We start from the raw sequence: 14,270 nt of genomic DNA on the forward strand, positions 1-14,270 counted from the left end.
GAAATAACTAGTCAGTATACAAGGATATTTGACTTGTTATTTCTTTTTATATGCCTAAACTTGGAGGCTTTTAATTATGGAAAATAAAAAAATTCTTGTTGTAGACGATGAAGAAAATGTATCAGAACTTCTTAAATTATATTTAGAAGCAGAGGGATTTGTAGTAGATGTAGCAGATAATGGATTAGAAGCTCTGGAGTTAGCTGTGAAATTTAAACCGGATTTAATCATATTAGATATTATGCTTCCCTATAAGGATGGATGGCAGGTAGCTAAGGAATTGAGAAAAGATATGGATACGCCTATAATTATGCTTTCTGCAAAGTCAGAAGAATCAGATAAAATTCTTGGGCTTAATTTAGGTGGAGATGATTATGTAACCAAGCCTTTTTCCCCAGGAGAAGTAGCAGCAAGAGTTAAGGCTATTTTAAGAAGGGTGAAGAATGAGGAGCAGGAAAAAGATATTTTGAAATTTCCATATCTCATCATTGACTTTTCTAAATATGAAATTATTGTTGATGGGGAACAAATAGTAAGTACCCCAAAAGAAGTTGAAATGTTATGGCTATTGGCAAGTAATGCTGGCAGGGTATTTACTAGAGACCAGCTTTTAAATAAAATTTGGGGATATGATTATTTGGGTGATTCAAGAACTGTTGATACTCATGTAAAAAGATTGCGTCGAAAAACTGAAAAAGGTCATCCTTATACCTATATACAAACAGTTTGGGGAGTAGGGTATAAATTTGAGGTGATAAAAAATGAAGAAGAATCTATTTAGCAAACTTTTTTCAACTTATCTTCTTTTGATATTACTTGCTATTGGATTAGTAAGCTCATTATTTTATGTTTTTTTTAACAACTATTATTATGGAATCAGAGAACAACAGCTTCTTATCCAAGGAAAAGAAATAGCCCAAATTGTAAGTCCTAACATAAAAAATAAGGATTTTTCTCAAATGGATGAGACAATAAATATTTATAATAAGACGAATATTTCACGTATGTGGATTGTTAATAAAGAGGGAAATATAGTTAGTGGACCAGGTGAGTTTGATAACCATGATAGTGAATGTCCGGAAAGGGAACAGATTAAAAGAGCACTTAAAGGAGAAACAGTTACAAGTCGTGGTAATATAAAATATTCAGATGATCCTGTTCTTTCTGTGGCTTTACCAATATATGTTGATGGTAATATAGAAGGAGCAGTTTTTGCCTGTAATCCACTTTCAGATATTAATCAGAGCATTGTTCAAGCTTTAAAAATTGTAATTTTTGCTGGTGTTATAGCTATAGTTATTTTAGCCTTTGTAAGCTTTTTTATATCAAGAAATATTACAAAGCCTATTAAGAAAATAACAGAAATATCTTTGGAAATGGCTAAAGGTAATTTTACTGAAAGAGTTAAAGTTCCTTCTAATGATGAAATAGGAAAATTAGCTGAAACCTTTAATTATATGACAGTAAAGCTAGATAAAACTTTAAGAGACTTAGAGTATGAAAGAGATAAGATGACAGAAATGGAAAGAATGCAAAGGGAATTTGTAGCTAATGCATCCCATGAACTTCGTACTCCTCTCACTTCAGTTAGAGGATATATTGAGGCAATTCTTGATGGAGTCATAAATGAAAAAGAACAGGAAAAGAAATATCTCAGAATAATTCTTAAGGAAACATTAAGATTGCATAGGGTGGTAAATAGTCTTTTAGATTTATCTAGAATGGAAGCAGGGCATGTTAAGATAAATAAAAAAGAGTTGTGTATTGATGAGATTATTAAAAGAACAGTTACTAGATTGAAACCCCTAGCGGAAGAAAAGGAGCTTGTTTTAGAAATAGATGAATTAAGGTCGCTGCCTAAAGTTGTAGGGGATGAAGATTTGATAGAGCAAGTAATTATTAACTATATTACTAATGCTGTAAGATTCACTCCTAAGGGAGGAAGAATATTGGTTAGAGTAGATAAAGGTGATAATAAAGTAAGTGTACATGTTATAGATACAGGTATAGGAATTTCTTTACAAGACTTACCTAATGTGTGGAAAAGGTTTTATAAGATTAATGATGCAAGACCCTTATCTAAAGAAGGATCAGGTTTAGGATTGTCTTTAGTGAAAGAGATAATGGAACTTTTAGAAGGTAGAGCATGGGTAGAGAGTACCTTAGGTAAAGGTTCTACCTTTAGTTTTAGCCTGCCTGCTAAAAAAAAGATAGTGGACGAAAAAGTTCACAAATAGTCCCTATGAAGTTCAAAAAGCCTCTATAAAATATAAATATACTCAATGAAGTAATGAAGTTAACAAGTTGAGTTTAATAATACGGTATATTTTAAGGAGGCAATTTTTTATGAAAAAAGTAACAAAATCAGCTAAATTTATTGGAAGGTCTTTGATGGCACTTTCTATCGTTGCAGCATTGCCACTAATGGCAAGTGCTCATTGCGATACTATGGAGGGACCTACTGTTTCAGATGCAAAAAAGGCATTGGAGAGCAATAACGTTAATTATGCATTAAAATGGGTTCAACCGGAAAATGAAAAAGCAATAACACAGGTGTTTGAAGAAGCTATGAAAGCTGAGAAAGTAAGTCCTGAAGCAAAGAATCTTGCTGATAAGAAGTTCTTTGAAGAGCTAGTGAAAGTTCACAGAGCAGGAGAAGGTGCACCTTTCACAGGTGTTAAACCTGTAGGAACGCCTATTGATGAAAAAATAGCAGCAGCAGATAAGAGTATTGAAGTTGGAAATTTATCTCCATTGGAGGGCATGGTACCTGCAGAAAAAATGCCTGAATTAAAAGAGAGATTTGAAAAAGTAATGGCTTTAAAGAATTTTGATGTAAATAATGTTGATGCTGGAAGAGAATATATCGAAGCTTATGTAAGTTTCTTTAAATTTGCTGAAGGTGAAGAAGAAGGACATGCTGCACAGGGAGAAGCTCAAGAGAGTCAGCATGCTGTACATACTGCAGCTAAAGAAAGTGAACACGCTACAAATACTGAGGCTAAAGAAAACAAAGAAATTAGTAATCCAAAAACTGCAGATATGGGAACAATACCATTTGCTGTTACATCTGCAATAACAGGCCTTGCAGCTCTTGCTTTAGGATTAAAAAGAAAATTTCAATAAAGATAAATATATCAATTGCAGAACTTATTCTAATAGGACTTTTAAAAATATAGGCCTAATGAGTAGTACTACATCTTCCTTCCTTGATACTTATTCGAGGAAGGTAATTTTTTTATATAAGAGGTAAAATTATGAAGTTAAAACTAAAAGTTTTTAAAAAGATTCTTTTTATCATGCTGCTTGTAGTATTTACTTATTCCACTATTATGACAGGTTATAGGTTTATAGATAAATACCGTAATGATAAATTAAATAAAAATATAACTACTATTCATAATGAGATGAAAGAAGAAAGTCAGGAATATAAAAGAGAACAGTTTATGGAGCCTCTCTTAAAAATAAACCAAGATGCTGTAGGATGGATTAATATAGGAAACACTAGAATTAATTACCCTGTAGTTCAAGGCAAGGACAATGAGTATTACCTTAATCATAACATTAAAAAGGAAGCAAGTGAGTACGGAAGTATTTTTATGGATTATCGTAACCAGAATCTTAAAAATTTCTTTGACACTGAAAAAAATATAATTATATATGGTCATCATATGAAGGATGGAACTATGTTTGGTGATTTAAAGCTTTATAAGGATGAAAAATTTTTTAATGACAATCAGATTATAAGCTTTAATATATTAGGTCAAGAATATAAGTGGCAGATATTTTCTGCTTATGTAACAAGTACAGACTTTAATTATATAAGAACTGATTTTAAAAATGATGTCCAGTTTAATGAATTTATTAAAAGTATAAGGGAAAAGTCTTTGTATTTAAATGATACAGTTCCAAATTCAAAGGATGTAATTCTTACACTATCAACTTGTAGCTATGAGTTCGAAGATGCTAGATTTGTAGTACACTTTAAATTGATTAAATAATGCACGTTTTTGCATAGTTTGGAGAGTTAATACTTACCTTTATACCACGATACAATAAAACATTATTTAGGACAATCAAATACGCTAGTATACACAACTATTTCAGCATCTATAGGTAGCAGTACTTTAATACCGGCCTTTGTTGCTTTTCCATTGGTTGGTTCACTTATAGATGCAGGTGCAAGCATAGTTCCTATAGTAGCATTCCTAACTACGCTTACTATGGTTGGAATAGTTACTTTTCCTCTTGAAAAAAGAGAATTTGGACTTAAATTTGCAGTAACTAGAAACTTGTTAAGTTTTGGATTTGCTATTATTATTGCACTTTTAATGGGGGTGGTAATGTGAGGTTAGTTGCTAAAAAGGTAAAAAACTGGTCATGCTGAAGAAAGTAAAGCTGTCCACGCTCAAGTAAGTCATAACGAAACAGAATCTTTACCACTGATTTCATGGAGCCTAGCAGGTGTATTTGCTGCCACAAGTTTAATATTAGGGAGTGCTTATCATAAAAAGATATGTAATAAAATATAATTTCAATGAGAATTACTACATTACCCTTCGATAGTTTTTATCCGAGGAAGAATTTTAACAGATTTCAAATAAAAAGGTTAAAATTCTGGATTCAGACGGACTGCAATTGATTTAGTTAGCTAGTGGTCCTCAAAAGTTAGTTATTTAAAAAAGAATGGAAGGTATTGAGAGACATGTATAAGATTTACAATAGAAATAGGATGTCCTACTTTGGCGTTGGACCTTGCTATGTTACAATCATTACTTTATTAACAGCTGTTGGTGTTCATATTTCAAAGATGGGGAATTTATCAGGTGGTTATTTTGAATCTTTAAGAATGCAAATGTCTATTATTGGTACCAGTGTGCTTGTTTTAGGAGCTTTTTTATGCATAAAGGCTGTGAAAACCAGCAAATTATTTAAACATATAAGGAACAATAAATTAATTACAACCGGTGTTTTTGCTTGGGTGAGGAATCCCCTATATACAGGAATCACCCTTATTATTATCGGATTTATCTTTTGGGAAAATAATCTTTTTCTTCTTCCGCTAATTATTATTTACTGGGGAGTTATGACATTATTGGTGAAAAAAGAAGAGGAAGTTATGGAGAAAATATTTGGAGAGGAATATCTGGCTTATAAGTCGAGAGTAAACAGATGTATTCCTTGGTTCCCAAAACATGAAAAATAAAAATTTTTCAATAATGTCCAAAATTTATAAAACTTCTGATAAATTGATTTGCATCAAGGAAATCATGTAATACTAATGCTATAATAAAGGCATCATTCATATAGCCTTATGTATTTTCTGCATATTAGGTTAGTTGTTGTATAAGTAGTTTTACAATATTGGAGGTACGTGTAATGAAAGTGATTAAAGTAAATGAACTACCATTCGTGAATACCGGATGGGGTATAAAGGGTAAGCCTATTATAGACATGCCGGAAATAGGTATTGTTAATTTGTTTATGGAACCAGGGGAAAAGGTTACTTCCCATATGACATCAGTGGATGTTCTTTTCCAGGTAGCAGAGGGAAAAGGAGCGATTACAATTGGAGGTGAGACACAAATAGTTGAAGCAGGGGATATTGTGGTTAGCCCGCTCCAAATTCCACATGCGTTGGAAGCCAACCAGAATTGCGTATTTTCTGTTTATGTGATAAAAACACCTAACCCTCAAAAAAGTGCTGTGAAATAGACAAATATGATTAAAAATTCAAGTGGGAGCGTTCGATCGTAGGATCCACTTAACCAACGGATACATCCTGCCTTTCCTGTTAATGTAAGTTTTATAGCATTACTGAGTGAATTAAATATAATTAGGGATTCTTACTGTCTATTTTATTGAAGCAAGGTTAATCAGTACAAATATCAATATTAATACAATAAATGGCTAATAGCTATCAATAGTTTCTTTATTATGAAAGGAGAACTACCTATGAAAAAAAGTCGAAGGGTACTTGAAAAAGAGATATTTGATAAAATAACCATTATTTATTGTAAAGGAAATAATCACTCAGTAATACCTTGCAGCAGATGCAAAGAAATCATGAACTATGCACATTTACGAATTAATTCGTGTACATTTGGAGATGATAAAAAATTCTGCTCCAAATGTACAGTGCATTGTTTTAAGCCGGATATGAGAGAAAATGTAAAGAAAATAATGAGGTATTCGGGTCCAAGAATAATATTCTATCATCCAATTATGGCTATGAAACATTTGCTTTCCAAGTAATCAAACCGAATGAATCGAATTGGAGTTTGCAGCTGAATGAAAGTATTCCAGAAGAAGGAAAAGTCAAAACCCATAATTATTTTATTGTGTAATATATGAATAAACAGTTACTATATTTACTTCAATTGTTATGATGTTTATGGTAATTTCGGGAGTATTTATGTATTTTAATTCGAAAAAGAAAATATTAATACTTTATCAAGGGACGTTGAGTTGATGCTTACCGTTTTCTCTTCAAGTAAAGATGCTTTTAACTGACCTTAAGTCATTCCCTTTTCAGATGCTAAATCATATGGTGTTTTTCTTGAGTTTATGGAATTTGTGATATCTGTATCTGATAGTCCTAGCTTGCTTTTAAGGATATTTGTTATATAATCATATCCTCTCATAGATGTTATTCTTCATGATTTTAAAACTCTCTTAAGTGTGATTAGAAGCTATAGTGAAGCAGTTTATGATGGACTGGTAGATGAAAAAGATACTAAAAAGTATGCTGGCGAGATTATTAAAGAAGTAGATAGATTAAATTCTCTAGTTATGGACTTGCTGCAGCTGTCAAAGCTTGAATATGGTGCAAAAAGCTCTGCTGCAGATGGAACTGAATTTTATTTTGTTATACCAAAAGATAATTTAAGCACCTTAAATTGACATTAAACAAAAAGCAAGCATCCTTCTAAATGCAATTTAACGCCGGAAGATAAGTGTTGGCAACAGTGATACTATTAAATTTGAACTACGCCCAATTTCTTTGTATAATGTAATTATATTGTCCTATTAAACCATCAACTTATGCTAATATATTATAATTATTTAGGTGGTTATTTTGAGGTGAATGACTTAATGAATAAAAGTGACTGCAAAGAAATGGAACATGTGTGTGCTAGTATAGTACCTATCTTTTCTACCCTTGACACTGATGAGCTTAGGAAGATTAACAGCTTGATACAGAAAAAAGAATATGCAAAAGGAACCATCCTTTTCGAACAAGAAGATCCAGCTAACTATCTTTACATTATTCGTCATGGCAAGGTAAAACTATATAAGATGTCTAAAAATGGACGAAAACAAATTATTCGTATTCTAGAACAAGGCGACTTTTTAGGCGTACTGAGCTTGTTCAGTGACGAGCACCATTCACTAAGTGCTGAAGCTCTAGTAGATACCGGAACATGCCTTATTTCAAGGGAAGACTTTAAAAATCTTATCAGACAAAATCCTGAAATGTCGCTAGGTGTTATACATGCTCTAAGTAAAAGATTGTCTTACACTGAAAAATTTATTACAGATTTAATGCTAAAAAGCATTGAAGAGAGACTTGTCACCTGGCTGATGCTATTGGCGGAGAAAGAGGGTAAGGTTACCCCGCAGGGCATACTGATTTCTATTAATTTATCACGAAATGAAATTGCTAATTTGCTTGGCACCACTACGGAAACAGTTAGCCGAAAATTAACAAAGCTACAGTCTGAGGAGATTATCTCCATTAAGGGTTCAAAAACCATTACTATACTTAACAAGGAAAAATTGGAAGCATTAATTAATGATTAGAGTAAGCTCGGAAACTAATTTCCAGCGGACTCAAAAATATTGATTATATTATTTTTGTGCATAGAACTCTAATAGAAAGCTATTATTCCTAAAAAAGAGTATAGCAAAGCTAACTCATCCAAGGATAAGTTTTTGAAAAATTTAATAATTATTTAGATTAGCTCACTTTGTTTGCAGCTGATTCTAAAATGTCCAATATATTAGTTTTTGAAATAGATAGTTGAGCATCTAAATGAATATTGATGCTATGGATTAATGTCCACCAAGACCAACGTTTTTTACCACGGCAGTGGGCTTCTTCCATATTATAATCTTCGAGTAGTCTTTTATTTACTCGTTCTGAAGATGTTCTCTTTTTCATTATTTGTTTCCATAAGTCTGTGTTTCTAGGTATAGGAGTAAACAACCGTAGGTCATCACTAGGTTTGACATATATTACTCTGCCGTAGGCACTTGGAGAACATACTTCCCTATGAGTACAATTGCTAATTTTACCTTTAACTAAAGGACAGCGATATTTGATTCTACTTCTGTCTTTATCATACCAATCATATATCATAGGTTGATTGCATTTACAGATAGGAGCACCATCCTTAGTATAGCCAATGGGAGGCTCATATTTATTTTTGCCTTTACCCTTTGGATTAAGGGATATCACAGCTTTTATGTTCCATTTGTTAAGAAGCTTGTATGTAGGATAGTTATCATGAGCAGCGTCAGCAATAAATTTATCAAAGTTAAACAATGGATACATTTTCTTAACTTCTGAAAGTGTAAATATTGCAGTAACACCATCATAACGCTGGGCTTGAACCATCCTAAAATATATTGGAAGATCCTTTTTAAGTTTAGGATTATAAACACTAAGAAAATATAGGCAATGACCATAATACCATTTTTCATGATAGCTATCCCAACCGCGCCTAGCGTCAGGGTCAGAAAATCGTCTATTACATTTGCAGTTATAGATACCTTTTTTAATGCAATCACAGGTCTTAGTGCCTAGTGAGCTACCGCCTGTTTCAATACAGGTTCCATCTCCTGATATATCAAGCTTTTTGGTATCACCAAGGAGGCCGAGTTTTACGGATGGCTCAACAGCTAACTTAGCAAAAATTTGTTGAAACAGCTTTTCAGGACGGGTTTCGATGGTTCGTCCTTTGAGAGCCTGTTCAACTAAATTTTTAATAACACCAGGATGTTTTGGTGGCAGTTTTTCATTCTTCCCAAGTTTTTTGCGGGGCTTGGAAACAAAAGGATGAAGTGAGTTCCTAGCTGATTTTTCAGTCTCAGGGCTCACGCCCCAAAATCTTGATATGAAGTCATAATGAGTACCTAATCCTGGTACATCTGACTTTGAAACACCAACGATAGAACAAAGTATATCATGTGCACGTAAGTGCCTAAGCCACTTTGGTAGACTATGAAATCCTAAATCAGACATTAATATAAATGATCTAAAAAGTTCAGGTTGTTGGTTTGAAGGTTTACCAGTTAGAGAATATGTTTCACTAATTAATGGCTTTATGACATCGAAATCTAAATTATAGAGCTTTTCAATACTTGATGAGTAGTACTCCACGATAGTGGGATTAAGTTTGTAAAATCCCTTAATATTTGATAGAAGAAAATTTTGATAATTAGAATGGCTACGCCAGCTACCTAACATAAAAACACCTCACAATTGTTTTGTAAATAGATTCCATATTGCGAGGCTCCAAATTTTATTGATTTTGTCAAGTGTTTTTGGAAAAAGTAAATGAATTTTTTAATATTTTGTTTGAAATTCTGGGGGGAAGAATAAAAAAGAACCCTCCGGGATTAAGATAAATGGAGGCCTAAGGGTTTCCGAATACATTTGATTAATTAAGGGAGGAAATATTTTCTCTCTTTTTTTGATTTATATCAATGCTTTGTTGTATTTTTTGATATACGATGAATATATAAAGTTAACTAGAAATTTCGCATACAATGATTATGGGATAATAGGGGGTAATCGTAATTATGAAGGAAATTCTACATTGTGGATTAGATGTTGGCTCTACAACTATTAAGTTATTAGTTCTAAATAGAGCTGATAAAATTATATTTAGTAAATATAAAAGACACCTTTCGGATATGAAAGGCACTCTTCTTGAAGTGTTGCGGGAGGCCTCTGAAAAATTTAGTGATAATCTAATTAAGATTAAGGTTACAGGTTCTGGCGGACTTGCGGTTTCTAAATGGCTTAAAATTTCTTTTATTCAGGAAGTAATTGCATCGACAAAAGCTGTAGAAGATATAATTCCAGATACAGATGTTGCAATTGAACTTGGCGGTGAAGATGCTAAAATCACATATTTTGACGGAACAGTTGACCAGAGAATGAATGGAACTTGTGCAGGCGGAACTGGTGCTTTTATTGACCAAATGGCAACTCTTCTTAGAACTGATGCTACAGGATTAAATGACCTTGCCCAAAATTATAAAACAATATATCCTATAGCCTCAAGATGCGGAGTTTTTGCAAAGACGGATGTTCAGCCGCTTTTAAACGAGGGTGTTGCTCAGGAAGATATTGCAGTATCTATATTTCAGGCTGTTGTAAATCAAACAATAAGCGGGTTAGCTTGCGGAAAACCTATTAAAGGGAACATTGCTTTTTTAGGCGGTCCTTTATACTTCTTATCAGAACTTAGAAGTAGATTTATTGAAACATTAAACTTAAAAGAAAACCAGATAATATTTCCAGAAAATTCTCAGCTTTTTGTTGCGTTAGGAGCCGCTAGATCAAGTATAGATGAAAAGGAAACGACATTTAAAAAGCTCCTTGAAAAGATTTTAAATTCAAAGAATATCATAGATCATGAAATCAATACATTAAGACCTTTATTCATAGATGGAGAAGAATATAAAAATTTTAAAGACAGGCATGATTTACATAGGGTTGCCAGAAAAGACTTATCGTTACACGGCGGAAGAACATTTTTAGGTATAGATGCAGGATCTACGACAATAAAATTAGCTTTAATTGATGATAACGGTAATCTATTATATTCATATTATGGCAGCAACGGCGGAAAGCCTATAGAGTTAACAATAAATGCATTAAAAGATTTATATTCTAAAATGCCTGAACCTTGTTATATTGCAAACTCCGTAGTAACTGGATATGGAGAACATCTTTTAAAAGCCGCTTTACATGTTGATATTGGAGAAATTGAAACTGTGGCACATTATAAAGGCGCAGATTTCTTCTTAAAAAATGTAGACTTCGTGTTAGACATTGGCGGGCAAGATATGAAATGCTTAACTATTAAAGGTGGTGTTATTGAAAGTATCTTGTTAAATGAAGCTTGTTCAGCTGGATGTGGTTCTTTTATTGAGAGCTTTGCTAAATCTTTAAATATGGAAGTGCCGGAATTTGCAAAAAAAGGACTTTTTGCAAAAAAGCCTGTTGATTTAGGCAGTCGATGCACTGTATTTATGAATTCAAAGGTGAAACAAGCTCAAAAAGAAGGTGCAGAAATTGGAGATATATCTGCAGGACTCGCTTATTCCGTTATTAAAAATACACTCTATAAAGTTATTAAAATTAGAGACCCTAAAGAACTTGGAGAGAGAATTATTGTTCAAGGCGGCACCTTTTATAATGATGCAGTACTCAGAAGTTTTGAACTTATTTCTGGGAGAAAAGTTGTAAGACCTGATATTTCTGGAATTATGGGAGCTTTTGGAGCTGCCCTGATTGCTAGGGAAAGATATGTGCAAAGTCACATTTCCACAATACTATCACTGGAGGAACTATCTGCTTTTAATTATGAAACAGAAGTCAGAAGATGTAAATTTTGTACAAATAACTGCCTTTTAACCGTTAATAAATTTAAAGATAATAAATCTTTTATTTCAGGTAATAGGTGTGAAAAAGGTTCTGGTAATTTTGAAAGAAGAGAAGATATTCCTAATTTATATGAATACAAATTGAAAAAGCTGCTTAGCTATAAGTATTTAAACAAAGAAAAATCTAAAAGAGGAATAGTAGGAATTCCAATGGTTCTCAATATGTATGAAAACTATCCGTTCTGGCATACATTTTTTACAAAGTTAGGCTTTAGAGTAGAGATATCAGGCATATCTTCAAAGAGGATATTTGAACTTGGTATTGAAACTATTCCTTCTGAATCTGTATGTTATCCTGCAAAGCTTGTTCATGGACATATAGCTGTCCTTATAAATAAAAATGTTGATTTTATATTTTACCCTTCTATTTCATATGAAGAAAAAGAGCATGAAGATGCTGACAACAACTATAATTGTCCTATTGTTACATCATATCCTGAAGTTATAAAAAATAATATGGATATATTGAAAGAAACTAATATTAAACTTATAAATCCATTTTTATCACTAAACGATAAAGATAAGCTCATAAAAAGGCTTTCCGATGTATTTGAGTTCTTATGTATACCTTATAACGAAATTAGGGATGCTGTTTATAGTGCTTGGGCTGAAAAGGAAAGGTTTAAACAGGATATTAAGTGCAAGGGTGAAGAAATTATCAAAACCCTTGCAGAAGCTGGCAGAAAAGGAATAGTTTTATCTGGCCGTCCATATCATTTGGATCCTGAAATTAATCACGGAATAGACAAACTCATTACGTCCTTTGGGTTTGCGGTTTTAACCGAAGATTCTATTTCTCATCTTAGCAAAATAGAAAGACCTCTTAGAGTTGTTGACCAATGGGTTTATCATTCAAGGCTCTATTCCGCTGCAAGTTTTGTAGCTTCTCATGATAATCTTGAACTTATTCAGCTTAACTCCTTTGGCTGTGGTCTTGATGCTGTAACAACAGACCAGGTTAAAGAAATTTTGGAAGCTCGCGGAAAAATATATACACAAATAAAAATAGATGAAATTAGTAACTTAGGTGCTATAAAAATAAGAGTAAGATCTTTAAAAGCAGCTATTGATGAAAGAGAAAAAAGGGGATTTGTTCCTGATAGAAATAGATTAAATAATAATCCTAAAATTGTTTTTACAAAAAAAATGAAAAAAAACCATACTATTTTAGCACCGCAAATGTCCCCTATTCATTTTCAATTTATAGAGGAAGCTTTCAAAGCATCTGGCTATAATGTTGAGGTGTTGCCCTCTGTAGATAGAGCTGCTGTTGATGAGGGGCTTAAGTCTGTTAATAATGATGCATGCTATCCTTCAATAATAGTTGTCGGTCAAATAATAAATGCATTAAAGTCAGGAAGGTATGATTTAAATAATACGTCTGTCATTATTACACAAACAGGGGGCGGATGCAGAGCCACCAATTATATAGGATTTTTAAGAAAAGCCCTAAAGGATGCTAATCTTGAGAATATACCTGTAATTTCATTAAGTTCGCAGGGAATTGAAAAAAATCCTGGGTTTAAAATAACTCCAGCGTTATTCCATAAATCTATTATAGGGCTTTTGTACGGAGACTTGTTTATCAGGGTTTTATATAAGATAAGGCCATATGAAAAAATTCCAGGTTCTGCAAATCTGCTTTATGAAAAATGGGTAGATAAATGTAAAGAAACTGTAAGAAGCGGCAGTATTACTAGGTTTAGAAAAGATGTAAACAATATTGTCAACGATTTTGATAATATAGAAATTAAAAATATTAAAAAACCCAAGGTAGGTGTTGTTGGAGAAATACTTGTAAAGTTTCATCCAACCGCTAACAACGACATTGTAAAAATCATTGAAGAAGAAGGCGGAGAGGCTGTTGTTCCAGACCTTATTGATTTTTTCTTATACAGTGCTTTAGATGAAGATTTTAAATATAAATATTTATCCGGAAGTAAAAAAGCACAGATTTTAGGCAATACTTTAGTAAAAATAATTGAAATGTATAGAAATGTTATAAGAAAAGAACTCGTAAAGAGTAAAAGATTTAATTCACCTGTAACCATCAGCCGTCTGGCTGAACTTGCTCAAGAAATTATTTCTCTTGGAAATCAAACTGGTGAGGGCTGGCTTTTAACTGCTGAAATGATTGAACTTATTGAATCTGGAACTCCAAATATTATTTGTGCGCAGCCTTTTGCCTGCCTTCCTAATCATGTTACTGGCAAGGGTGTAATAAAAGCTTTAAAAGAAAAATATAAAGAGGCTAATATTGCAGCTATAGATTATGATCCGGGTGCCAGTCAAGTTAATCAATTAAATAGAATAAAGCTTATGATGTCTGTTGCTCACAAAAATATTGATTTTGTTGCTACATCTGCAATAACAGGACTTGCAGCTCTTGCTTTAGGATTAAAAAGAAAATTTAAATAAAAATATAACTACAATTTATAATGAAAGCAAAGTAGAAAAAGAGGAGGATAAAAGGCAACAGTATTTTTATAATTGATATACTACAATTTTATAATATAATCAAATTAGCAAAAATAACGTTGCGTACACAACGTTATTTTTGCTAGAAATGATGAAGATAAAAACTTTGC

13 protein-coding genes are annotated in these 14,270 nt (G+C 32.6%); 11 read left to right on the forward strand and 2 right to left on the reverse strand.

All coding sequences use genetic code 11. The features are described from left to right. The first annotated feature begins 76 nt into the window (after positions 1-76). The 8 genes from CLMAG_RS12195 (at position 77) to CLMAG_RS12230 (ending at position 6,255) form a co-directional block, all read left to right on the forward strand. Positions 77-781, forward strand: coding sequence for a response regulator transcription factor (locus tag CLMAG_RS12195; RefSeq protein ID WP_066622410.1), 705 nt, complete (start codon positions 77-79; stop codon positions 779-781). After that, positions 762-2,237 (forward strand): ATP-binding protein, encoded by a 1,476-nt coding sequence (locus CLMAG_RS12200; protein ID WP_066622412.1) that lies wholly within the window; start codon positions 762-764, stop codon positions 2,235-2,237. The genes CLMAG_RS12195 and CLMAG_RS12200 overlap by 20 nt, the downstream gene beginning before the upstream one ends. Positions 2,238-2,346: 109 nt before the next feature. Next, on the forward strand, positions 2,347-3,126 hold the full coding sequence (locus CLMAG_RS12205; RefSeq protein WP_066622418.1) for a DUF6448 family protein: 780 nt from the start codon (positions 2,347-2,349) through the stop codon (positions 3,124-3,126). 131 nt (positions 3,127-3,257) lie between these two features. Continuing rightward, positions 3,258-4,001 (forward strand): class B sortase, encoded by a 744-nt coding sequence (srtB, locus tag CLMAG_RS12210; RefSeq protein WP_066622420.1) that lies wholly within the window; start codon positions 3,258-3,260, stop codon positions 3,999-4,001. A gap of 99 nt (positions 4,002-4,100) precedes the next feature. Beyond that, a complete protein-coding gene (locus tag CLMAG_RS12215) occupies positions 4,101-4,349 on the forward strand; it encodes a hypothetical protein (RefSeq protein WP_242873035.1) in 249 nt (82 codons plus the stop codon). Positions 4,350-4,705: 356 nt separating this feature from the next. Then, complete coding sequence (locus CLMAG_RS12220; protein ID WP_066622422.1) at positions 4,706-5,206, forward strand: methyltransferase family protein; 501 nt, start codon at positions 4,706-4,708, stop codon at positions 5,204-5,206. A gap of 173 nt (positions 5,207-5,379) precedes the next feature. Next, entirely contained in the window at positions 5,380-5,715 is a 336-nt protein-coding gene (locus CLMAG_RS12225) for a cupin domain-containing protein (protein WP_066622424.1), read from the forward strand. A gap of 240 nt (positions 5,716-5,955) precedes the next feature. Next, positions 5,956-6,255 (forward strand): nitrous oxide-stimulated promoter family protein, encoded by a 300-nt coding sequence (locus tag CLMAG_RS12230; protein WP_066622425.1) that lies wholly within the window; start codon positions 5,956-5,958, stop codon positions 6,253-6,255. Between the two features lie 260 nt (positions 6,256-6,515). Here CLMAG_RS12230 and CLMAG_RS34315 read toward each other — a convergent pair whose 3' ends face one another. Next, positions 6,516-6,644, reverse strand: a complete 129-nt coding sequence (locus CLMAG_RS34315) for a hypothetical protein (RefSeq protein WP_278330372.1) — start codon at positions 6,642-6,644, stop codon at positions 6,516-6,518. A gap of 37 nt (positions 6,645-6,681) precedes the next feature. On the opposite strand from CLMAG_RS34315, the gene CLMAG_RS12235 reads away from it, so the two are divergent. Next, positions 6,682-6,903, forward strand: a complete 222-nt coding sequence (locus CLMAG_RS12235; RefSeq protein WP_066622428.1) for a histidine kinase dimerization/phospho-acceptor domain-containing protein — start codon at positions 6,682-6,684, stop codon at positions 6,901-6,903. Positions 6,904-7,095: 192 nt separating this feature from the next. Beyond that, positions 7,096-7,803, forward strand: a complete 708-nt coding sequence (locus CLMAG_RS12240; RefSeq protein ID WP_066622430.1) for a Crp/Fnr family transcriptional regulator — start codon at positions 7,096-7,098, stop codon at positions 7,801-7,803. Between the two features lie 157 nt (positions 7,804-7,960). Here CLMAG_RS12240 and CLMAG_RS33225 read toward each other — a convergent pair whose 3' ends face one another. Beyond that, a complete protein-coding gene (locus CLMAG_RS33225) occupies positions 7,961-9,385 on the reverse strand; it encodes a hypothetical protein (RefSeq protein ID WP_242873013.1) in 1,425 nt (474 codons plus the stop codon). Between the two features lie 422 nt (positions 9,386-9,807). On the opposite strand from CLMAG_RS33225, the gene CLMAG_RS12250 reads away from it, so the two are divergent. Continuing rightward, entirely contained in the window at positions 9,808-14,100 is a 4,293-nt protein-coding gene (locus CLMAG_RS12250) for a 2-hydroxyacyl-CoA dehydratase (RefSeq protein WP_066622432.1), read from the forward strand. Positions 14,101-14,270 lie beyond the last annotated feature (170 nt).

The organism is Clostridium magnum DSM 2767 (assembly GCF_001623875.1).
GTDB classification, from domain to species: domain Bacteria; phylum Bacillota; class Clostridia; order Clostridiales; family Clostridiaceae; genus Clostridium_AM; species Clostridium_AM magnum.

Bases quoted from the DNA above. Each gene is read 5' to 3' on its own strand.
- CLMAG_RS12195 (WP_066622410.1), top strand. From the start codon at position 77: ATGGAAAATAAAAAAATTCTTGTTGTAGACGATGAAGAAAATGTATCA.
- CLMAG_RS12200 (WP_066622412.1), top strand. From the start codon at position 762: ATGAAGAAGAATCTATTTAGCAAACTTTTTTCAACTTATCTTCTTTTG.
- CLMAG_RS12205 (WP_066622418.1), top strand. From the start codon at position 2,347: ATGAAAAAAGTAACAAAATCAGCTAAATTTATTGGAAGGTCTTTGATG.
- srtB (WP_066622420.1), top strand. From the start codon at position 3,258: ATGAAGTTAAAACTAAAAGTTTTTAAAAAGATTCTTTTTATCATGCTG.
- CLMAG_RS12220 (WP_066622422.1), top strand. From the start codon at position 4,706: ATGTATAAGATTTACAATAGAAATAGGATGTCCTACTTTGGCGTTGGA.
- CLMAG_RS12225 (WP_066622424.1), top strand. From the start codon at position 5,380: ATGAAAGTGATTAAAGTAAATGAACTACCATTCGTGAATACCGGATGG.
- CLMAG_RS12230 (WP_066622425.1), top strand. From the start codon at position 5,956: ATGAAAAAAAGTCGAAGGGTACTTGAAAAAGAGATATTTGATAAAATA.
- CLMAG_RS34315 (WP_278330372.1), bottom strand. From the start codon at position 6,644: ATGAGAGGATATGATTATATAACAAATATCCTTAAAAGCAAGCTAGGA.
- CLMAG_RS12240 (WP_066622430.1), top strand. From the start codon at position 7,096: ATGAATAAAAGTGACTGCAAAGAAATGGAACATGTGTGTGCTAGTATA.
- CLMAG_RS12250 (WP_066622432.1), top strand. From the start codon at position 9,808: ATGAAGGAAATTCTACATTGTGGATTAGATGTTGGCTCTACAACTATT.